The sequence below is a fragment of the Roseomonas sp. BN140053 genome (assembly GCF_047690175.1).
Taxonomy (GTDB): domain Bacteria; phylum Pseudomonadota; class Alphaproteobacteria; order Acetobacterales; family Acetobacteraceae; genus Roseomonas.
On record NZ_JBLLEB010000036.1, the window covers coordinates 23,877 to 42,447 of the forward strand.

An 18,571-nucleotide genomic window follows, 5' to 3' on the forward strand; every position below is an offset into this window, starting at 1 on the left:
CGTACCTGCGTAAGTACGTAGATGCGTAGGAGCACACTGCTCATCGCGTCCTGGGCTCCTGTTGAGGTTCTAGCAATTGCAGGCCCATCAGCCGGCTAATAGTCGCAAATCCTGCTCTCTCGTAGAGCTTGCGGGCGGCGAGGTTCCCCTCGTCCACATCAAGTTTGACCGTGGCTGCGCCCCATCGCTTCGCGCCCTCTACGGCATACTGCAGTAGAGCAGTCCCAATCCCTTGCCCGCGCGCCTCAGCGGCGACGACGATCAACGAGATGTCCGCATGCCTACCTGAGTGGTGCGGTGTCGGCTCAAAAAACTGAACTGCCACAAAGCCTACTAATCCCCCATCAACTGGTCTAAACGCCACATACCCGCTTCTTGGCGGCCATAAGTCTTCCGGAAGGGGCATACCCGGCCTGCGTAAGGTCATAGAGCCTTCGCGAGATATGGCTTCCTCCACAGCACCTTCCGCAAGAACCTGGAGCTGTGGCCAGTCGAAGTCTCTGCCAGCGCGGATACGCCAGTCCAACATCAGAAAACGTGCCTATCTACGTACCTACGTAGATACGTGAGCAGAGCATGGAGGAAGGCTGTCACGGTGTGGCACGCCGCTCCCGCAGCCTCACGCCAGCACCGCCCCCGTTCTCAGGGATGAACTCGACGCCGCCAGCCTCTAGGGCGCAGCGGAGGGCTGCCAGCACTTCCTGCGCGGGCACTGCAAACCAGTCTGTCCGCCACCTTTGCCAGGCGAGCTGGTTTGTTCGGTCCTCCCTGCCGGCCAAGCTTTGCAGCGTCACCTTCTCCAAACCTTCCGCTCTCTGCCTGGGCAAAGGCTGGGACTGCCAGAGCATGGCTCCACCTCCCCCTAATCGAGCGCCAGGCAGATACGCCAGCAGTGATCGAGCTCGCGATGCTGGGTTGTTAGTCACACCCACTTTGCAGGGACCGTCTGGCTTCCCGAAGACGTACAGGAAGGCCGGCTGATCCCGATAGCTTTGCGCCTGTGTCACTGGGGCGTCTTCCGCAGCCGCACGCCGGGGCCTTCCCCGTTCTCAGCCACGAAGATCACGCCCACGCCTTCTAGGGCGCGCTGCATGGCTTCGATGTTCTGCCGCATGGGCTGACGCCGGCCAGCCTCGAAATCCCGGACTGTGCTGAGAGACACGCGGGCATTCTCCGCCAGGTCCGACTGCGACCAATCCACCAAAGCACGCGCGGCCCGAACCTGCGCCGGGGCAGGGGTAGCGGGCGGTTCAATCATTTACGGCGACCTCAACATTTTCCATTGACACCCCCAGCCTAGCAGTTATTTTGGTTGATGCCAACGAATAGCACTGAGGCCCCGCCCCATGCTCCCCCTTCGCTCTGACCTCAGCCTGAACCCCGCCGTCCTGGCCGCCGCCGAGCTGTTCACCGATGGCGCCCTGACCGACACGGTGCTGGCCAACGTCGCGGCGATGCGCGGCCTGCCCCTGCACGTCACCCTCGCCCCCGCCGCTGCCCCCGACGCTGCCGCCCTGGCCGCCAAGGCGCTGCAGGCCGCCGAGGCCGCCCTCCGCGACGCGGTGCGCTGCTGGAACGGTGCCCGGCTGACGCTGGGCGAGGCCAACCGCACCAGCCTGCCGCCGCTGGCGCGCGGCCTACCCCGCCGTCCCGTGGATGCCGAGACGCGCCGCCGGCTGCAGGCCGACGCTATGCGCGGGATCAACCGCCGCCGCGCCCAGCTGCGGGCCGCACAGCGCGCCCTGGACGTGGCCCGCACCGCCTTCGCCGCGGTGGCTTCCTGATGTGCCCCGACCGCACCGCGCAGCGCCGGGCGCTGTTGCTGAACCGGGCGCGCTTCCTCCGCTGGATGGCGGGCCGCTGCACCCGTCTCGCCACCGCGCAGCAGACCGTGGCCCTGGTCGCGCTCTACGCCACCGACGCCGCCAGCTACCGCAGCGCGTCCGATGCCCTGGTGCGGCAGGCGGTGGCGCTGTGACCCGCCCCGCCAACCTGCCGGCCCACGCCACGCGCCGCCTCGCCGCAGCCACGTTTCCGCACCTTTTGCGTGCGCATCGGCCCGCCATGGAACGCCCCGACACCCTCCGCCGCGTGGTGGACGTGCTGTGCCGCGTCTGCTGCCCGGCGCTGATCCCTACCCGCCACGACGCTCTGCGCAACGTAGTGGGACCTGGGGAGTGGCCCGCCGTCCTACGTGCCCTACGCCGGGAGTTTGGACCCGCCATCGACGTGATGCCGGCCGACATGCCCGCCACGGTGGGGCGCCTGGCGCAGCGTATCGAGGCCGCCACGGAGGCGCACCGGGGCTAGGCCCCAACCGATCCCGCGTCCGGCGGGTGATCCGGGAAAGAGCGGCCGAGCGGTGGGGAGCGAAACCACCGCCCGGCCTAACCACCAAGGAAGAAGGGATCAAACTTGATGGCTACCGCGACCCTTACCACCACTTCGCCCAGAAGATTGCGGCTGATGGCTGCCGATCTACGCGGAAGAAGAGTGCCGCCGGCCACTCTGTCCGAACGCTTCGCCATCGCCCACCAGCGCCGGCGCATCCTGTCTCTGGCCGAGGCCCTGCTGGACCTCGCGGACGCGCTGGACGCCCCGGCGGCGGACCTTGAGCCCGACCACGAGGGCGAGGCCGAGCCCACCGAGGCCAGCGTCCAGGCCGCCACCCTCGCCCCCTTCACCCATCCCGCCGTCACGATCCGCGCCACCACCGCCGAGCAGCGCGCCGCCTACCTCGCCACGGGTGGCCGGCTGCCGCTGAACCTGCGGCGCGGCCTGCTGGGGAGCATCGGCCTGTGACCGGCCGTAGCCCCGCCCTGTCCAACGTGATCCCGTTCCGCGACCTCGCCCCTGCCAGGGCAGGGGAGGCGCCCGCCGCAAGAAGAGCCGACGCCCGCGGCTTCCGCGCGCCCGCTGCTCCTGCCCCAGCCGCGCCCCCGCGCTTCCCGTCCAAGCCGCGCCCGAACTGGCCGCCGAGAAGAACCGGCAAGTCCTCCAAGCCAACCAAGCCCGGGAGCAATGCAGCATGACCAAGCTTTCCCGCCGCGGTGCCTTCGGTGCCGCCCTCGCTGCCGCAGCCCTGCCCGCCGTGACGCTCGCCGCGTCGGCTGAGGCCAGCCCCGACGCCGAGCTGATCCGCATCTGTGCGGAACACCCGGCGAAGCTGGCCGCCCTGCACGCCGCCCCCGACAGCGAGCCGGACGATGGCCCGACCTGGCAGGCTTACGAGCGGTCCTGCGAGGCAATCAACGCCGCCGTGCCACAGACCCTCGCCGGCATGATCGCCAAGGCCCAGGCCGCCAAGGTGGAACAGCTGGGCATCGGCTACACCACGAACCCGGAGGGCACCCTAGCGGCGCCCTGGTCGTGGGACCTGCTGCACGACCTCCTGCGGCTGGCCGGCGCCGTAGCGTTCCCGCCGGCTGCGGTGGCGGCGCTGGCGCCCGACGCGCGGCTGATCGCGGATTGCAGCCGGTACGCCGAGCTTGAGGCGGAAAGCTGCCGGTTGCTCAACACGGCTGGTAAGATGCGCGACCGCGACCCGCGATGCGTCGCCCTGAGAAAGCAGGCCAACCTGCTGGACGACGAGATCGCGGAACTGCACGAGCGCATCACCTACACGCGGGCGAGAACACCAGCCGGGTTGCGGGCGAAGGCGCGCGCCGTGTCTCTCGACATGGGGGACAACGGCGCCGCTTCCGCCGGTCCCATGAACAGCGATGACCACATGGCGTGGTCGCTGCTGCAGGACGTGTTGCGGGGTGGCGTGGCATGACCGGCTCGCGCAGTTCTTCCCGCCGCGCCCTGCTGGGGGCTGGCGCGGTGCTGATCCCGGTGGCGGCCGTGGCCGTGCCGGTGGTGCAGCGGGCGGCCGAGCGGAGCGCCTTCCTGGCCCTGTGCGCGGCATGGCACGAGGCCAAGGACACGCACGAACAGTTCTACGCAGACAACGTGCGGACCTTCGAGGATGAGCAGCGTGTTGCAGGTGAGATTGACCGCCTCGACAACGTGGCTTTGCGCTTGGAGCGGGAGATAGCGGGCGCGCCCGCCCGGACCTGTGCCGAGATGCACGCAAAGGCGAAGGTGGCCGAGCGCATGGGGGAGCGGGCGAGCGAAGATATCGCGCACTCCCTGGTGGCCGACATTCTGCGCGAAGGGCCGGGCGCGTGAGCGCCCCTCTCCCCGCCCAGCGGGCTGCAGCCCCGTCGCACTGCCTTCACAGCGCTGTGACCCGATGTCATGGAGGATTTTTCATCAAACGGGGTGCCTTATGGCCAGCCATGGACATGTTGACCACAGCGGTGAGAACAAGCGCGTTGCCCTCCTCATAGCCATCCTCGCCCTCTGTCTCGCGTTAGCCGAGACCGGCGCAAAGGGCGCTCAGACTGAGGCACTTTCCCGCAACGTTGAGGCATCCAATCTCTGGGCCTTCTTCCAGGCCCGCAGCATTCGCCAGACCACCGTCCGCACCGCCGCCGAGGGCGCCGCTATCGGGCTCGCCGCCGTTGATGAGGATCGCCGTGCTGCGACGACACGCCAGATCGAGGCGTGGCAGGCCGCCGCCCAGCGCTGGGAGAGCGAGCCCGCCACCGGCGAAGGCCGGCGAGAGCTAGCCGAACGCGCCAAGGCCGCTGAACGCGTCCGCGACCGCTCCATGGCCGCCTACCACATGTACGAATACGGCTCCGCCATCTTCCAGGTGGCTATCGTCATCGCCTCCGCCAGCATCGTCACGGGCGTTCCGCTGCTAGCGCTCGGCGGCGCCATCCTGGGCGTCATCGGCATTGCTCTGGCCGGCCTGGGCTTCTTCGCCCCGGAGCTGATCCACCTCTAAGCGGCTATCAGGCGCTGGCGGCTTGCTGGGTGCCTGGGGAATGGTAGGCGCCACCCTCGCCGCCCGCCGGCCCGTGCCGGGCTCGCTCAGCCCGACCAACCCGAAGCCTGCGCCGCCGGTCGGCTGGAACCCCGAGCCTATCGAGCCGGCGGCATGGTTCCCGGAGCCCACGCGCGCCAGCACCTCAGCATGTTAGCCACCATTGGTGGTCGATCTGTGCGCCAAGAAGGTGTCCAGCCGCTGCAAGGCCGCATCATCTGCACGAAGTTCATCGCAGAGCCGCTGCTGCTGGTGCGCGTCGGCCCTAGCTGCCATTGCGCCTGCTGTCGCACGAGCACCTGCGAACACACCACGAGCATATCCGGTCCACTCGGCAGTGTAGGCCAACTGCTGAACGAGGCGCTCGGCCTCATCCTCAATGGTAAAGTAGGCGTTGTCCTTCCATGTGCGCGTTCGCATGCCACACGCTGTCGCTTCGGCCGCGATGGCCCAGTGCTGCGCAAGGCTGACCATGGCGCTGTGAATAGCCGAGGCTCGCTCGGTGTCAGCAGTTTCAACGCTCGGGCGGGTCGGGCCTCCCAGGGCGACGGTTGGCTGGCTGTGCCCCACGTTTGGGCCGATGGGCAACAATGCCAGCAGCATCACCATCAGTCTCGCATGCATCGCGGCCTCATTAGGCGATTAACGTTGAGCATGCCGGGGAGGACGGCCAGTCGGAAGGGGAGGAGCCGGCCGGGGCACCAAACCGGCCAGCGCAACGGGGGCTCCTGCGGGGGCTCCCGTTGGCGTGTCGGACACCCCCTCGCCTCTGCGACCTAATCGCCGGTAGCTGCCCGGGGCATTGCAATTCCTTTCTGGAACTCCCGCCCAATGCCCTGCCCCCGACAGAACTCCCGCCTCGCAAGCTACAGCAATGCGGTTGTGTAAGATGCCGCAATGCTGTATATACTGCCCATGCACGCGGTCCTCGAAACCCCGATCTTCTCCCGGCAGGCCGATAGCCTGCTGTCGCGCGAGGAACGGGCGGAGATGGTCGCGGTGCTGGCGGCCGATCCCATGACCGGCGACGTGATCCCCGGGCTGGGTGGCATCCGCAAACTGCGGTGGGCGCCCAAGGGCCGGGGCAAGTCCGGCGCCTTCCGGGTGATCTACTACGTGCTGACGGATGACATGCCGGTGCTGGCCCTGCTGATCTACGGCAAGAACCAGCAGACGGACCTGAGCCCGGCCCAGCGCGACGCCGTGGTGCGCCTGACACAAGCGATGAAGGGGAGCCGATGACCGACACTACCGACGACACGGATTTCGGCCGCGAGCTGATCGCCTCGCTCGAGCAGGCCGCAGCCATCGTGCGCGGCGAGGCCGAGCCTGCCCGCGTCCACTTGGCCGCCGACGTGCCGGATGTACGCGCGATCCGCGCCGGCACCGGCCTGTCGCGCGAGGCGTTCGCGGATCGCTTCGGCCTCAAGCTGGCCGCGGTGCGGGATTGGGAACAGGGCTTGCGGAAGCCGGACCCGGCTGCCCGGACGCTGCTGCGGGTGATCGCGCGGGAGCCCGAGGCGGTGGTGCGAGCCCTGGCACCGGCATAGCCCATGACGCCCCGCGACACCGCCCGGCAGCTCCGGGCCAACCCCACCCCCGAGACTATCCGCACCGCGGCCGACACGCTGGACGCATTTGCGAAATGGCTCGACGTGGTGGAGTACGCCGACAACCTGCCCAACCGGAACCAATCGGGTGGCTTCTTGTCCGCCTGGATCGCGCAAGAGGCATGGGCGCTGCGGGACTACGAGGCGCACAAGGCGGCGCGCGGGGTAGCGCTGGCGTGAGCGAAGCCGAGCAGTTCGCCTTAGCGCGGCGACAGATAGCTCTCCGGCTCGCAAAGTGGGCGGCCGGGTTACTGGTGCCCGGCGTGCTGATCCTTTTTTGGTTTTGGGTTGAAACGGGACTGGTGCACGCCCCACCACCCAGCGGGGACATTCAATCTGCCGGCGGGAACGGCACATGGGCACTAGTTGCCGCAATCGGCTCCACACTAACCGGGCTGCTGGCCGCGGTGGCTAGCATCTCCAACCTAACCCTCGCGTGGCGGGCGGAGCGCAGGCAGACACGGGAAGCAATGCTGAAGCTGCGGCAGCTTGAGCTGCAGGTGAAGGAACTAGAGGCAAAACAGGTGCAGGCGCCTCCTCCGCCATGACCTCGCCGCCCTTCTCGGCGCAGCAGTTCGTGGACGTGCTGCGCGACCTCGCCGCCCAGGTGCAGGAGGCGGGCGAGATAGTCCCGAAGATGCGGAACCGGCTGGAAGCCTATGCGGTGGAGCTGGCAACCCGCCGCGTGATGGAGCCCGGCGGCGCCAACCTCGCCCGCGACGTGCTGGCCGAGCTGCGTCGGCACATCGAGGAACAAGACACCATCGCCGCCCGGACGCCGGCCCTGGCCCAGCAACCCGGCTGGGATGCGCGCATGATGTTCCTGCGGGATGCGGTGGAGGCGATCGAGGCCCGCCGAATTAAGCGCCTCTAGCCGGCGACCTTTCGTCAGGTGGCGTGCTCCCACACCCCAGCCAATGCAGCCGCGACATCGGTGAAGCGGATTACCTTCGCACCGCAAGGCGAGAGAGCCGTCACCCAGTACTCGGTTGTGCGGCAGATCCACCATGCACACTGCTGCCCAGGGGGAACAACGGAGAGGTAAGTCGCACCCTCGTCGTCGCGAGCTTCCTCCACCTTCCAAGCAGGGTTCCAGGCGGTGAACACCTCGGCCTGTGATCGATCGCTGGATGTGGTTCCAGTGACTGGCCCGGTTGCGAAAAGCGGGAAAGCGTCGGAGAGCATGAAGCCAGGTCCTCGCTGGGCCAGGTTTATGCTGGCTGAGCAGCGCTGGCCGAAACGGGGCGTAGACGCGCCGGAGTTGTGGCATGCTTAAGACTGGGCGGGGGCTCTTTCAGGCCGCCTCAAGGGCAATCGTGTGAAATCAGGCTTACCCGCCTTGATCTGAGGCCACCTCGCTTCATTCCGGCCGCCTCAGTTACACCGGAGGCTCTGCCCTCCTGCATTCGACCCGAACAGATGATCGAGAGCACGCCGGGCCACGCCGTAGCACTCGCAGGCGGTCGCCTCCAAACCGAGCCGGTCGGTGACCTCGATACGACCCCGCGTGTAGCGGATCAGGCCCGCCGCCTGGAACTGGCCAGCCGCCACAGTGATCCCGGCCCGGCGCACGCCCAGCATGATGGCGAGAAACTCATGCGTCATCGCGAAGTCGTCACCCTCGGCCCGGTCATGCGCGATCAGCAGCCAACGTGCGAGACGCTGTTCAGTGTGGTGCCGCCCGTTGCAGGCCGCGGTGCGCACCACATGCCGATGCTGAAACAGAGCCGCGCGAAGCATGAGATCGCGGAAAGCGGGGGTGCGATCGAGTTCCGCGCGGAACGCGGCTGCGCTCATGCGCAGGGCAGTGCCGGGGTTCTGCACCATGGCTTCACACTCGTCGCTGTTGTCACCGAGTAGCACTGGTAGCCCGACGATCCCTTCACGGCCGACCACCCCGACCTCGATGGCGTCACCCTCCTTCAGGTAGGCCAGCAGGGAAACGTAGCCGGTCTCGGGGAAGTAGACGGAGGTGATCGGCTCGCCTGGCGCGGAGAGGACCTGGCGTAACGAGAGGGGAACAGCCTCAAGCTGAGGCCAGAGCCGGGCCAGGTCCGCGGGTGGCAGGGCCGCGAGCAGATGGTTATCGGGGGAGCATGTGGGAACGAGACTGAGGGCCATGGCGGCTCTCCTGCGACGGGGTGTCGGCGGGAGTGCAAGTCTCTCTCAGTCGCCTGCGCCGAGGATCTCGGCAGGCAATAGCCGCTATGTGGTGTCCCGAGCCACCGAATGTAAGTATCGTACCGTTCCAGGCTATTCAGCCGACCGAGTGCATTTTCCCTTCGGGTTCTAACTGCTCCATTGCACGTCCAGTGACAGTGTCACCGTGAAGATCAGCTTCCCGGTTTCATCCCGCACGCTGGCGCTGATCCTGTTCTGGTCTGAACTTCGGTTCGGCAATGCACGGGCCATTTCTGCCAGCGTGGCCACGGCATCCTGATGGACGGCCTCGCGGTCGGCGAACTCCTGCCCCTCGTCATCGTGGACGGGGGGGAGGTTACCGTTGTCGATTTCATAGAAGAACCTGGGCATCAGTCCATCATAGAACCTGGGCATCAGTCCATCATGGGCCATTGTGGCTAGGCCGCTACTGATCCGGGCGGTGTTGTCGTCCGTTTGATGTTCCGCTGAGGCAAGCATGGGGCGGATGCACTGGCCCGGCGGGCGGGGCCGATCAAGGCTCCATAGATCAAGCGGAGCCGACTAGGTTCCCGTGCCGGGCAGGTAGTCATGTACCGGCGGCACACCGCCGTGACCAAGCATCCCGGCCACCAAGTATGGGGTGGATGCACTCGCCGGAGTGGCTGATGCCTGGCGCAGCTGGGCTGCCTTCGGCAATGCACATGGCCAGCGCGGATCACCCGTGGCACAGGTGAACCTTTGTCAGACGCCTGATCACCCAGGGAGAATATTATGGCCGCTGATTTCTTGGATGACCGCAAGGCTGGGCTCGAGAACGCCTTCTTCGCGGAGCAGGACGCGCGTTTGCTCCAGCGCCTCAGAGAGGCGGACGAGACCAAGGCAAGAAAGGAAGCGCTCTCGGTCGCGTCCGGCATCAAGGATGATGCCGTTCTGGAGAAGCTGCTGACGCTCAATATCACCAGCGTAACACTGACAGCCCTTACCCTGGTGCCTTTGGTACTGGTGGCTTGGGCGGACGGCAGCATCGACGCGAAGGAGCGCAGCGCCGTTCTGGCTGGTGCCGAACATTCTGGCCTGAGCAAGGAGGATGCGAGCTACCAGCTGTTTGAAGGCTGGCTTGCTCGAAAGCCAGCACCGGAACTGACTGCAACATGGAAGGAGTATATTCGCGCTCTTTCAGCAACGCTGACCGACGATGCGCGACAGGCGCTCAAGTCAGGCATTCTGTCTCGCGCGCGAGGGGTAGCTGAGGCAGCAGGTGGCTTCATGGGCATAGGGCAAAAGATTTCCGCGGCAGAAGCGGCTGTCCTGGACGACTTGGAACGACAATTTCTGAAGCAGTAGGCCTAGCACCCCACCAACCACGCAGCCCTTGTCCAAGGCGGTGAACTCGGTGCGGAACAACGGGCCGGAACTGCTGGAACCGGCACCGGAGCGGCCTGCGCCGGGCGGCCGGCCGAACCCGCCGCGGAGAGTGTTTGTGCCGGGCGGCGGCGCTGCGGGACGGGTGGCGGGCGGCGCAGAGGTGAGGCTCCCCCGTGGCTAGAGCCGCCTAACGGGCGGGTACTGCGCAGGATCGTACCGCCACCCCAGGCCGTCCCAGCGCATACCGTTCCACCACGCTTCACCAGCTACAGCATCGGCGGGCGGTGGATCCGGGAGCCGTTCCACGTCCACCAGCTCGGCCAGCAGCCAAGGGCAGACGAGGTCACGGTCACCGGTAGCCTCCCATAACGCCCGCCATGCGATCCGCCGCGCTTCTTCGCCATTGCCAGCCAGCACGCGCACCGCGTCGCGGGTGAGGCTGCCGACCCACTCCACAGCATCTAGGCGGGCAGGGCTTGGGAGCAGTTCGTAGAGGCGCAGAATGGCAGTGGGCACGGGGCATGACTTTGGTTGCTGCCCGCGGCTGTCCAGATGGGGCAGGGAGGGCGCAAGGGGCATTTTCCGCATCAGGCAAGAGACGGATGCACTAGAGCAGTTCCGGGTTAGGTGTGTTCAGCTGCAATAATTGCTCTCCTGCTGGTCCCAAGTAGGCTTCGCAGCTCCGAGGCCCGTTTTTGCTGAGTTCGCCCAACCTGGAAGTGCTCTAGCTGGGCGCGAGGCCGATCAAGGCTCCTGGAGTGGCCCCCAATTCGACCGGACACCGGGCGTAACCCTGAGGGCCTAGGCTTACGCCTGGGCATACGCCTATGCCGAACGACCCGACGCGCGTCGAAATCATTACCGGGCGCGAGCGCCGACGCCGCTACAGTGCCGATCACAAGCTGCGGCTGGTCGAGGAGACTATGCAGCCAGGGATGACGGTTTCAGCCGTCGCCCGCTTGCACGGCGTCTCGCCGAGCCTGCTGTTCGGATGGAGGCGGCGCATGAGCGAGGGCGGCAGGGCCGCGATCCAGGCCGATGACGATGTGGTCGCCGCGGGGCGGCTGCGGGAGCTGGAGGGCCGTATCCGCGACCTTGAGCGCCTGCTCGGGCGCAAGACCATGGAGGTGGAGATCCTGCGGGAGGCGCTGAGTGCTTCCCGGGGAAAAAAGCCCGTCTGGCAGTTGCCGTCGCCGCCACCGGCCGGTTCCCGGTGAAGGTTGTGGCCGAGACCCTGGGCGTGGCCCGCTCCAACCTGGTCGAGCAGGTGCGCGGCAGCGCAAAGCCTCGGGGCCACTACCGGCGCCAGGGCGACGACGAATTGCTGGCCGCCATCCGCCAGCTCACCGACGCCCGGCCTACCTACGGCTACCGCCGGATTACTGCGCTACTGAACCGCGCCCGCCGGGCCTCGGGCGCCGAGCCTCTGAACCATAAGAGGGTCTATCGACTGATGCTGCGGGGGCAGTTGCTCCTGCAGCGCCACGCAACGCAGCGGCCGATCCGGGTACACGAGGGCACGGTGATCGCCCCCTCGTCGAACCTGCGCTGGTCCTCCGACGGCCTGGAGATCCCGTGCTGGAACGGCGAGGTGGTGCGCCTGGCGTTCGCCATCGACACCCATGACCGCGAGGTCATGGCCTACGTCGCCACCGCCGGCGGCATCAGCGGCGAGATGATCCGCGATCTCATGCTGGCCTGCATCGAACGGCGGTTCGCGACCATCCGGGCGCCCCACCCCGTACAGTGGCTGGCCGACAATGGCTCGGCCTACACCGCCCAGGACACGCGCGACTTCGCCATCGCGCTGAACCTAGTCGCCTGTTTCACGCCCGTCCGCAGCCCTGAGAGCAACGGTGTCAGCGAGGCGTTCGTGAAGACCCTCAAACGCGACTACGCCCGCATCCACCCCCGCCCTGATGCCGCTGCCGTCCTCCAGCAGCTCCCGGCCTGGATCGAGGATTACAACGAGGCTCACCCCCACAAAGGCTTGCGGATGCGCTCACCCCGTGAGTTCATCCGCGCACAGTCTCAACCAGCCCCGTGTCCGGTTTGATGGGGGCAACTCCAGCTCCATAGATCAAGCGAAACTGTTTCAGTGGCAGGGGCGACTAGGTTCCTCGGCCGGTCAGGTAGTCAGCTACGGCTAGCGCCCGACCTTGGCACAGCATTGTGCGTTAGCACCCCGCACAACCCCGGGGGCGCCCATGCCGCTCTACTACTTCCACACGCAGGACAACCAGACACTTCCGGACAGGGCGGGAACGGAACTGCCGGACCTGACCGCGGCCAAGGTGGAAGCTGTCAGGCTTGCGGCTAAAACCCTGACACAACACGCTGAGACATTTTGGACTGAGGGAGAGTGGACCCTACAGGTCACCGACCACACCGGCCTGACCCTATTCGTCCTTACCTTCCTGGCCACGGAGGCACCTGCGACCCGTCGCGATCGCCCTCTGTAAGCCCTCAGAGTGCCTGGTGGGCCAGCGTCATAGACCCACCTTGGCCGCCGGGTTGTCCACGAGCAGACTGCCGCGCAGATGTAGCCGCTCTGCCGCTCTGGCTCGCGCCGCTCGTGTCGGGGCAGCTAGGCTACCTTCACCACAGCCGTGCCCTCATAGCGCAACGTCACTTGGTCGCCCCATACCGCGAGCTTTCCCGCCCGCCACATCCCTACACCCTCGATGGCGCGGCCATCTCGCAAGGTCAGACACACGGCGGCACAACTGCTGTCCAGTTTCGCGACATCCATGCCGCGCGGCAGTCGCACGGTCGCGGCGATGTAGGCCGGCACCAAGGGTTGGCCGTTGAACCAGTCGGGACTGCCAACGACAATGAGGGGCATACCGCCATCGATCTCCAACAGCGCTCCGCTCACGGTTCCGGTCTCCTACGCCTACCACCGCTCATAGTGGGCGCATCGGGCGGCAGCGTTCCAGCGCCAAGCGAAAGGTGGGGCGCCTAGCCATCGCTGACCAAGCGCCCCACGTGAGCGGCCCGCAACGAGTTGCACCGCAGGCGGGCCGCTCCTTCAGGCTTCCGCTGCGAAGCGAAAGCTCTGGTCAGGCGCCGTGGGGACTTGCAGGCATTTTGGGGAAGTCCGCACGGTCCACGAGGATCCGGGCCGTTACGTGAGCGGCCACAAGGCCGGCCAGCACGAGTATGGAGGTGAGAGCGAGCATAGGGGCAGCATCCTTTTGCTGATCCTCCCTAAGCCGTGTCGGGAGCATGATTGCTGCGATGCAGCATGACAAGCGGAAAGGGGTGAAGAAGCCGTGAAAGGCCGCGATTGCCACAGCTTTGAAAGCTGCCCCGAGGCGGACAGGGAGTTCCCAGTACTGCTTCGGCCAGCGCCAGATGATCTGCTGACCATGGAGCCGGTGAGCAGGACGGTGAACTTGGTGCGGAACAACGGACCGGCACTGCTGGAACCAGCGCCAGAGCGGCCTGCGCTTGGTGGCGGGCCGAACCCGGCGTGAAGGGGCTCTGCCTGGCGCTTGGCTTCCTCGCGCTGATGGGTACGGCCTGGGCGCAGGGGATCACCGTTGGCCCCAACCCTTTCGCGCGCGATGACGCACCCGCGGCGACCGTGACACCTGCACCAGCGCCCCCGAACCCTGCGCCAGCGCCCCGGCAAGCACGGCCGCGCCGTACCGCCCCAGGCGCGCAACATGCTGGCCTAGAGGCTACTCGCGTGGCCTGCGGCACCGATCCGGTGGTGTGGGGCAACCCGGCGTCCCGGGTGTTCCACGCCGAGGGCGCGCGGCTCTTCGGCCGGACCCGGCGCGGAGAGTACTTGTGCCGGACGGCGGCGCTGCAGGACGGGTGGCGGGCGGCCGGGAGATAAATAGCCTCGCCTCGACCCTGGGCGACTTGCCAAGCGCCTATGTGGCGGGATTGGCAGCAGGGCAGCGACGGTCGGTCAAAACCATTGTGGAACCTGTATGGTGCAGTGCAATATCGGGACACCGAGACAGTTTTTGGACGCCCAGATGAGAGCCCGTGACCTCGAACTAGAGCGCCTTCAGATAGCGTACGCAGGCTTGGCGAGCATGTTGCGAGTGGCCCTTCTACACCTACCGGAGCATGTGAAGGCTTCGGCTGAGTTCAATCTTGATCTGCTCAATGCTGTCCATTCTGTATCTTCCACGCTTCCACAGGACTGGCAGTGGAAGGAGCCGAACCTCGGGCCAAAGCTCGTAGAGAACCTTCTTGGACGGGTGCCGCGAAAGCCTTCCCGTTTGCAGCGGGTAAACTCTCGGATGCCACCAAGTAACGGTTAGGGCGCAGCAGCTCGGACCATAACTTGGCCCACCAAGCACGGGGTGGATGCACTGGCCCGCAAGGCGGGGCCGATCAAGGCTCCATAGATCAAGCGGAACTGTTTCACTGGCCGCAGGGTATTGGACAACTTGTCCGAAACTCGGCCGGTGGAAACCTGTCCACTGTGGGCAGGTTGGGCTGGGTTTCGGCGCAAGTTGCGCCAAAAGTCGCCCCGACTAGGTTCCCCGGCCGGGCAGGTAGTCATGCACCCCGGCCGCAGGGCCAAAAGCGCAACCGTTTCGTGTATCGTCCCCCGATCTGGCTACGCCCCTTCATGCCGCGGCGATGCTGGCGCCAATCCCGCCCCACGGAAGCAGCCCCAGCAGAAAGCCGAAGTCGTACCACCACCCACTATTCGGGAAAGCGTACACGCGAGCTTCTGTGAAAATCCCGCCCACCAGCGCAAACGGCGCGATTAGACCATGCAGCAGCGCGGAGAAGAACCCGGGCGGGTGAAGGTCGGTGATCAACAGCGTGAGCTGCGTCGCGCATCCACCCAGCGCCAGCAGCGCCACGCCCAAACCCACCAGATGCAACCGCATGGATTTTCACCCTCCGTCCGTTCAATCTGCGGCAGCAACGGACGGAGGGCTAGAGGGCTCGCTGCGCTAGTCGCGCCCCTGCGCGCCAGCGTTAGCGCCAGCGGGGGCCAGCTGCCGCACCACGTTGCCGGCCGCGCCCCGGAGCCGCTGCCCGAGTGTCCGCTCCCCGATTTCCGCAATGGCGTTGAGATTGTCGGGGGTGGCTTTCAGCACCAGCCGGCGGGCAAGTTCCGGATCCAGTGCGGCGCGATACACCAAGTCCTGCAGCTGGCTTTCCGCGCCGCTGTAAAGCCACCGCACGAAGCGGCTGGCCGTACCTCCCACCACGCGCTCGATCCCGGCCGGGTCCAATGACCAGCCCCCATGAGGTGATCCGGGCAAGGTTTTAGTGGAGCATGGCGGTAGAGGGCGGGGCTGAACTGGCCGGACCAGGGCTGGCAGGCGGGACTGGCTGGCCGGGCATGACGACCTCCGGGGCGGGCGGCCGGTAGCCCAGGGCGGAGTGCGGGCGGACGGTGTTGTAGTGCACGCGCCATTGCTCGATCAGGACCTTGGCCTCGGCCAGGGTGTTGAACGCTTCGGCGTTGAGCAGCTCATCGCGGAGCTTGCCGTTGAAGCTCTCGACGTAGCCGTTCTCCCACGGACTGCCGGGCTCAATGAACGCCGACCTGGCCCTGACGCCGCGGATCCAGTCCTTGTAGCGCGGCGATCTGGATGAGGAGTGCGCGGCAATCAGGATGGTGATGCGGCTGCGCTTGGGATGATGATTGCCGCGCCAGATTGCCGCTGGCAAGCAAGAAGGGCGAACGGAGATCAGGTTGGCTGTGGGTCGGGCGGTGGGTTCTGCGGCGCTGTCCTCTTTGTGGTCGGCGTACGACCCTTGCGGGTAGCGGCGGCGCGCTGGCGATAGCTCTCGACGTTCATCTCGACGACGGTGGCGTGGTGAACGAGACGGTCCACGGCTGCCACGGTCATGGCGGGATCGGGAAAGACGCTATCCCAGGCGGCAAAGGGCTGGTTGGCGGTGATCAGCAGGGAGCGTCGCTCGTAGCGTCGGCTGATCAGTTCAAACAGTACGCTGGTTTCCGCCTGGTCACGTCGAACGTAGGAGATATCGTCGAGGATCAGCAGATCGTAGCGGTCGAGCTTGGTGATGGCGGCCTCGAGGGTCAACTCCTGGCGGGCGGCCTGCAGGCGCTGGACAAGATCGGTGGTGCGGGTGAACAGCGTGCGAAAGCCGTTCTCGACGAGGGTGCGCGCCAGGGCGGCGGCGATGTGACTCTTGCCGGAGCCGGGTGGGCCGAACAGCAGCAGGTTGGCGCCCTGGGCCAGCCAGGCGTCGCCGGCGGCGAGAGCCATGATGCGGGCCTTGCTCAGCATGGGCACATGCGCGAAATCGAAGCCTTCCAGCGTCTTGTCCGGCGGCAGGTGGGCCTCGGCGAGGTGCCGCTCGATACGCCGGCGGGCCCGCTCGGCGATCTCGAGCTCGGCGAGGACGGAGAGCAGCCGGGCGGCGGGCCAGCCCTCGCGGTCGGCGCGCTCGGCCATCTCCGGCCAGGTCCGGGCGATGGCGGGCAGGCGCAACTCGCCCAGCAGCAGCGGCAGGCGCGCCGTGTCGACCTCGAGGCGGCTCATGCCGGCAGCTCCGCGCAGTCCTCGTCGCCGGCCGGATCCACCCGCAGCAGCGCGTCGTAGGTGGCGAGCGCGGGCAAGGTCACGCTTACCGCCGGGATGGCGGCATCGGCCGGGGCGAAGTGGCGCTGCAGGGCGACGAGGTCCGGCAGGTCACCCGCGGCGAGGCGGCGCTCCAGCTCGGCGGCGAGATCGGCCTCGCAGGCCCGCTCGTGGGCGAGGGCGAGCAGGCCGACCATGGTGCGGCATGCCGTCCGCGGCGGCAGGGCGGCGACCAAGGCCTCCCAGGTCTGGCGGTAGGCGTCGCGGGGGAACAGCTGGTCGCGGTAGACCAGATTGAGCAGGGCGGCGGGCTTGCGGCGCAGGGCGTGGATGACGTGGCGGTAGTCCACGACGTGCAGGATGCGGTTGGGCGCGTGGCGCCCCTGGTAGGGCCGCCCGCGCGGCAGGGTGACGACCAGGGTGCCGCCGAGGAAGCACTCGAGCCGATCGTCGTGCAGGTGCACCCGCAGGCGGTGGCCGATCAGGCGCGAGGGGACGGTGTAGAACACCTTGCGCAGCAGGAAGCCGCCGCTGCGGGTGACGGTGACCAGGGCCTCGTCGTGGTCGGTGGTGCGCCGTGGCGGCAGCGGCCGCAGGGCGGCGCGCTCGGCCTCCACCGCCTTGCGGCGCCGGGCATTGGCCTGGCCGACGATCTCGTCGACGAAGCGCCGGTACGCCGCGAGGTCGGCGAAGTCGCGGCTGCCGCGCAGCAGCAGGGCCTGCTCCAGGGCGGCCTTGAGGTGGCCGTGCGGGGCCTCGATGGCACCGTTCTCGTGCGCCAGGCCCGGGTTGTTGCGGGACGGCTGCATGCCGTAGTGGGCGCACAGCGCCTCGTAGCGCCGGGTCAGGTCGGCAGCCGTGTCGCGCTCGAGGTTGCGAAACGCCGCCGAGAGGCTGTCGCTGCGGTGTTCGGCCGGGGCGCCGCCCAGCGCCCAGAGGGCGTTCTGCAGCCCGCTCGCCAGGGCAGCGAAGCTCTCGCCGCCCAGCACCACCTCGGCATGCGCCCAGCCGGAAAAGGCCAGGCGGAAATGGTACAGCCGGTGTGCCAGCACCTCGCCCGCGACCCTCACCCCGAGCCCGCCCGCGTCGGTGAAGTCGGACAGGCCCTGGGCCCCGGGCGGGTGCGTCTGGCGGAAGATCACCTCTCGCTCGGGGCCGTGCAGCGCCTGCCAGTGGCGCACCCGCCGCTCCAGGGTGCGACGCACCCCGGGCGACAGCTCGGGATGGCGGCGCAGCATCTCCTCCAACACCGCCACCGGCCGCAGCCCAGGCGTGGCCTGCAGCATGGGCATGATCTCGGCCTCCCACACCGCGAGCAGCGGGTCCGGCCGGCGGCGGCCGCGCGGGGCGCGTGCCTGGGAGGGTAGCCGGGGATCGGCGTCGAGCCGCGCGCCGGTGCTCGCGCTGATGCCGGCGCGGGCCGCGGCGATCTGCCGGGTCTGGGTCCTGCGGTGGTGCATGTACAGTCTCGCCTGCTGGTCGGTGATGTGCGTGCCGGGCACGAAGGCGATCTCCCGGGCAAAGGGAGACCACTCCATCCCGCCGCGCGCCTCACGCAGCCACCACCAGGCCCATCCGGGCCCGCCCGTGCCGGGGCCGACCTGCGGCCGGCCCACGCCCAACCTCCGGTCAGCTCCGGCGATCACCATCCTGATTGACGCTCACAACCACCCTGATCGCCGCGCTACAAGTCCTTCACTGCAGTGGCTGCAAACTCTGGCCCGTTGTCCGAGCGGATGTGGCCAGGGGTACCGCGCAGAATGAACAGGTCCGTCAGCACGTCGATGACGTCCGTCGAGCTCAGCTTGCGGCCCACCCGGATCGCCAGGCACTCGCGGGTGTATTCGTCCACGATATTGAGCATGCGGAACCTGCGCCCGTCCCGGGTGCGGTCCTCTACAAAGTCGTACGCCCAGACGTGGTTCGCCCGCTCCGGCCGTAGCCGCACGCACGACCCGTCGTTCAGCCACAGCCGCCCGCGCTTGGGTTGGCGCGCCGGAACCTTCAGCCCCTCCGCCCGCCAGATCCGCTCCACCCGC

The 18,571-nt window shown here is 67.6% G+C and carries 26 protein-coding genes and 2 pseudogenes; 15 read left to right on the forward strand and 13 right to left on the reverse strand.

Translation table 11 applies throughout. The features are described from left to right. Window positions 1-40: 40 nt before the first annotated feature. Together ACLIBK_RS21440 and ACLIBK_RS21445 are read right to left on the reverse strand one after the other, a co-directional pair. Window positions 41-529 carry a GNAT family N-acetyltransferase gene (locus tag ACLIBK_RS21440; protein ID WP_415389346.1) on the reverse strand — a complete coding sequence of 163 codons (489 nt, stop codon included), beginning with the start codon at window positions 527-529 and terminating at the stop codon, window positions 41-43. 474 nt (window positions 530-1,003) lie between these two features. Next, window positions 1,004-1,258: a helix-turn-helix domain-containing protein gene (locus tag ACLIBK_RS21445; RefSeq protein ID WP_415389347.1), complete on the reverse strand. Its 255-nt coding sequence runs from the start codon at window positions 1,256-1,258 to the stop codon at window positions 1,004-1,006. A gap of 88 nt (window positions 1,259-1,346) precedes the next feature. On the opposite strand from ACLIBK_RS21445, the gene ACLIBK_RS21450 reads away from it, so the two are divergent. The 7 genes from ACLIBK_RS21450 (at window position 1,347) to ACLIBK_RS21480 (ending at window position 4,837) form a co-directional block, all read left to right on the forward strand. Beyond that, the gene (locus tag ACLIBK_RS21450) at window positions 1,347-1,784 is read left to right on the forward strand and encodes a hypothetical protein (RefSeq protein WP_415389348.1); all 438 of its coding nucleotides are present in this window, start codon (window positions 1,347-1,349) and stop codon (window positions 1,782-1,784) included. Beyond that, on the forward strand, window positions 1,784-1,978 hold the full coding sequence (locus ACLIBK_RS21455) for a hypothetical protein (RefSeq protein WP_415389349.1): 195 nt from the start codon (window positions 1,784-1,786) through the stop codon (window positions 1,976-1,978). The genes ACLIBK_RS21450 and ACLIBK_RS21455 overlap by 1 nt, the downstream gene beginning before the upstream one ends. A gap of 86 nt (window positions 1,979-2,064) precedes the next feature. After that, window positions 2,065-2,310, forward strand: coding sequence for a hypothetical protein (locus ACLIBK_RS21460; protein ID WP_415389350.1), 246 nt, complete (start codon window positions 2,065-2,067; stop codon window positions 2,308-2,310). Between the two features lie 183 nt (window positions 2,311-2,493). After that, window positions 2,494-2,802, forward strand: a complete 309-nt coding sequence (locus ACLIBK_RS21465) for a hypothetical protein (protein WP_415389351.1) — start codon at window positions 2,494-2,496, stop codon at window positions 2,800-2,802. Window positions 2,803-3,028: 226 nt separating this feature from the next. Continuing rightward, on the forward strand, window positions 3,029-3,778 hold the full coding sequence (locus ACLIBK_RS21470) for a hypothetical protein (protein WP_415389352.1): 750 nt from the start codon (window positions 3,029-3,031) through the stop codon (window positions 3,776-3,778). Further along, a complete protein-coding gene (locus ACLIBK_RS21475; RefSeq protein ID WP_415389353.1) occupies window positions 3,775-4,173 on the forward strand; it encodes a hypothetical protein in 399 nt (132 codons plus the stop codon). The genes ACLIBK_RS21470 and ACLIBK_RS21475 overlap by 4 nt, the downstream gene beginning before the upstream one ends. A gap of 100 nt (window positions 4,174-4,273) precedes the next feature. Then, window positions 4,274-4,837 (forward strand): DUF4337 domain-containing protein, encoded by a 564-nt coding sequence (locus tag ACLIBK_RS21480; protein ID WP_415389354.1) that lies wholly within the window; start codon window positions 4,274-4,276, stop codon window positions 4,835-4,837. Between the two features lie 192 nt (window positions 4,838-5,029). Here ACLIBK_RS21480 and ACLIBK_RS21485 read toward each other — a convergent pair whose 3' ends face one another. Further along, window positions 5,030-5,485: a hypothetical protein gene (locus tag ACLIBK_RS21485; protein WP_415389355.1), complete on the reverse strand. Its 456-nt coding sequence runs from the start codon at window positions 5,483-5,485 to the stop codon at window positions 5,030-5,032. A gap of 306 nt (window positions 5,486-5,791) precedes the next feature. Between ACLIBK_RS21485 and ACLIBK_RS21490 the strand changes: the two genes are divergently transcribed. The 5 genes from ACLIBK_RS21490 to ACLIBK_RS21510 are packed head-to-tail and all read left to right on the forward strand — an operon-like array spanning window position 5,792 to window position 7,360. Continuing rightward, window positions 5,792-6,118 (forward strand): addiction module toxin RelE, encoded by a 327-nt coding sequence (locus tag ACLIBK_RS21490; protein WP_415389356.1) that lies wholly within the window; start codon window positions 5,792-5,794, stop codon window positions 6,116-6,118. Then, on the forward strand, window positions 6,115-6,426 hold the full coding sequence (locus ACLIBK_RS21495; RefSeq protein WP_415389357.1) for a helix-turn-helix domain-containing protein: 312 nt from the start codon (window positions 6,115-6,117) through the stop codon (window positions 6,424-6,426). The genes ACLIBK_RS21490 and ACLIBK_RS21495 overlap by 4 nt, the downstream gene beginning before the upstream one ends. Before the next feature lie 3 nt (window positions 6,427-6,429). Next, window positions 6,430-6,666 carry a hypothetical protein gene (locus ACLIBK_RS21500; protein ID WP_415389358.1) on the forward strand — a complete coding sequence of 79 codons (237 nt, stop codon included), beginning with the start codon at window positions 6,430-6,432 and terminating at the stop codon, window positions 6,664-6,666. Then, the gene (locus ACLIBK_RS21505) at window positions 6,663-7,034 is read left to right on the forward strand and encodes a hypothetical protein (RefSeq protein ID WP_415389359.1); all 372 of its coding nucleotides are present in this window, start codon (window positions 6,663-6,665) and stop codon (window positions 7,032-7,034) included. Before ACLIBK_RS21500 ends, ACLIBK_RS21505 begins: the two co-directional genes overlap by 4 nt. Then, window positions 7,031-7,360: a hypothetical protein gene (locus ACLIBK_RS21510; RefSeq protein WP_415389360.1), complete on the forward strand. Its 330-nt coding sequence runs from the start codon at window positions 7,031-7,033 to the stop codon at window positions 7,358-7,360. The genes ACLIBK_RS21505 and ACLIBK_RS21510 overlap by 4 nt, the downstream gene beginning before the upstream one ends. Before the next feature lie 14 nt (window positions 7,361-7,374). On the opposite strand, the gene ACLIBK_RS21515 is transcribed toward ACLIBK_RS21510, so the two are convergent. From ACLIBK_RS21515 to ACLIBK_RS21525, 3 genes are all read right to left on the reverse strand, one after another. Next, window positions 7,375-7,671: a hypothetical protein gene (locus tag ACLIBK_RS21515; protein ID WP_415389361.1), complete on the reverse strand. Its 297-nt coding sequence runs from the start codon at window positions 7,669-7,671 to the stop codon at window positions 7,375-7,377. 189 nt (window positions 7,672-7,860) lie between these two features. After that, on the reverse strand, window positions 7,861-8,607 hold the full coding sequence (locus ACLIBK_RS21520) for a Crp/Fnr family transcriptional regulator (RefSeq protein ID WP_415389362.1): 747 nt from the start codon (window positions 8,605-8,607) through the stop codon (window positions 7,861-7,863). A 168-nt stretch (window positions 8,608-8,775) separates the two neighbouring features. Beyond that, window positions 8,776-9,018: a DUF6894 family protein gene (locus ACLIBK_RS21525; RefSeq protein WP_415389363.1), complete on the reverse strand. Its 243-nt coding sequence runs from the start codon at window positions 9,016-9,018 to the stop codon at window positions 8,776-8,778. A 381-nt stretch (window positions 9,019-9,399) separates the two neighbouring features. Here ACLIBK_RS21525 and ACLIBK_RS21530 point away from each other — a divergent pair, with 381 nt between their 5' ends. The 3 genes from ACLIBK_RS21530 (at window position 9,400) to ACLIBK_RS21540 (ending at window position 12,455) form a co-directional block, all read left to right on the forward strand. After that, window positions 9,400-9,972 (forward strand): hypothetical protein, encoded by a 573-nt coding sequence (locus ACLIBK_RS21530; RefSeq protein WP_415389364.1) that lies wholly within the window; start codon window positions 9,400-9,402, stop codon window positions 9,970-9,972. Between the two features lie 848 nt (window positions 9,973-10,820). After that, window positions 10,821-12,049, forward strand: a protein-coding gene (locus ACLIBK_RS21535; RefSeq protein ID WP_415389365.1) for an IS3 family transposase whose coding sequence is annotated in 2 segments (ribosomal slippage) — window positions 10,821-11,157 and window positions 11,157-12,049 — 1,230 coding nt in all. Because the reading frame shifts where the segments join, the coding sequence is not laid out codon by codon here. Window positions 12,050-12,200: 151 nt separating this feature from the next. Beyond that, on the forward strand, window positions 12,201-12,455 hold the full coding sequence (locus ACLIBK_RS21540; protein ID WP_415389366.1) for a DUF6894 family protein: 255 nt from the start codon (window positions 12,201-12,203) through the stop codon (window positions 12,453-12,455). A gap of 125 nt (window positions 12,456-12,580) precedes the next feature. Here the strand turns inward: ACLIBK_RS21540 and ACLIBK_RS21545 are convergent, their stop codons facing one another. From ACLIBK_RS21545 to ACLIBK_RS21575, 7 genes and pseudogenes are all read right to left on the reverse strand, one after another. Beyond that, window positions 12,581-12,871 carry a hypothetical protein gene (locus tag ACLIBK_RS21545; RefSeq protein WP_415389367.1) on the reverse strand — a complete coding sequence of 97 codons (291 nt, stop codon included), beginning with the start codon at window positions 12,869-12,871 and terminating at the stop codon, window positions 12,581-12,583. A 1,717-nt stretch (window positions 12,872-14,588) separates the two neighbouring features. Further along, window positions 14,589-14,858 (reverse strand): hypothetical protein, encoded by a 270-nt coding sequence (locus ACLIBK_RS21550; protein WP_415389368.1) that lies wholly within the window; start codon window positions 14,856-14,858, stop codon window positions 14,589-14,591. Window positions 14,859-14,924: 66 nt separating this feature from the next. Further along, the gene (locus tag ACLIBK_RS21555; protein ID WP_415389369.1) at window positions 14,925-15,209 is read right to left on the reverse strand and encodes a hypothetical protein; all 285 of its coding nucleotides are present in this window, start codon (window positions 15,207-15,209) and stop codon (window positions 14,925-14,927) included. Window positions 15,210-15,243: 34 nt separating this feature from the next. After that, window positions 15,244-15,549: pseudogene (locus ACLIBK_RS21560) on the reverse strand (integrase core domain-containing protein); the annotation flags it as partial. Between the two features lie 122 nt (window positions 15,550-15,671). After that, the gene (gene istB, locus ACLIBK_RS21565; RefSeq protein ID WP_415389370.1) at window positions 15,672-16,493 is read right to left on the reverse strand and encodes an IS21-like element helper ATPase IstB; all 822 of its coding nucleotides are present in this window, start codon (window positions 16,491-16,493) and stop codon (window positions 15,672-15,674) included. Further along, window positions 16,490-17,992: an IS21 family transposase gene (istA, locus tag ACLIBK_RS21570; protein WP_415389373.1), complete on the reverse strand. Its 1,503-nt coding sequence runs from the start codon at window positions 17,990-17,992 to the stop codon at window positions 16,490-16,492. The genes istB and istA overlap by 4 nt, the downstream gene beginning before the upstream one ends. A 230-nt stretch (window positions 17,993-18,222) precedes the next feature. Continuing rightward, window positions 18,223-18,571: pseudogene (locus ACLIBK_RS21575) on the reverse strand (DDE-type integrase/transposase/recombinase); the annotation flags it as partial.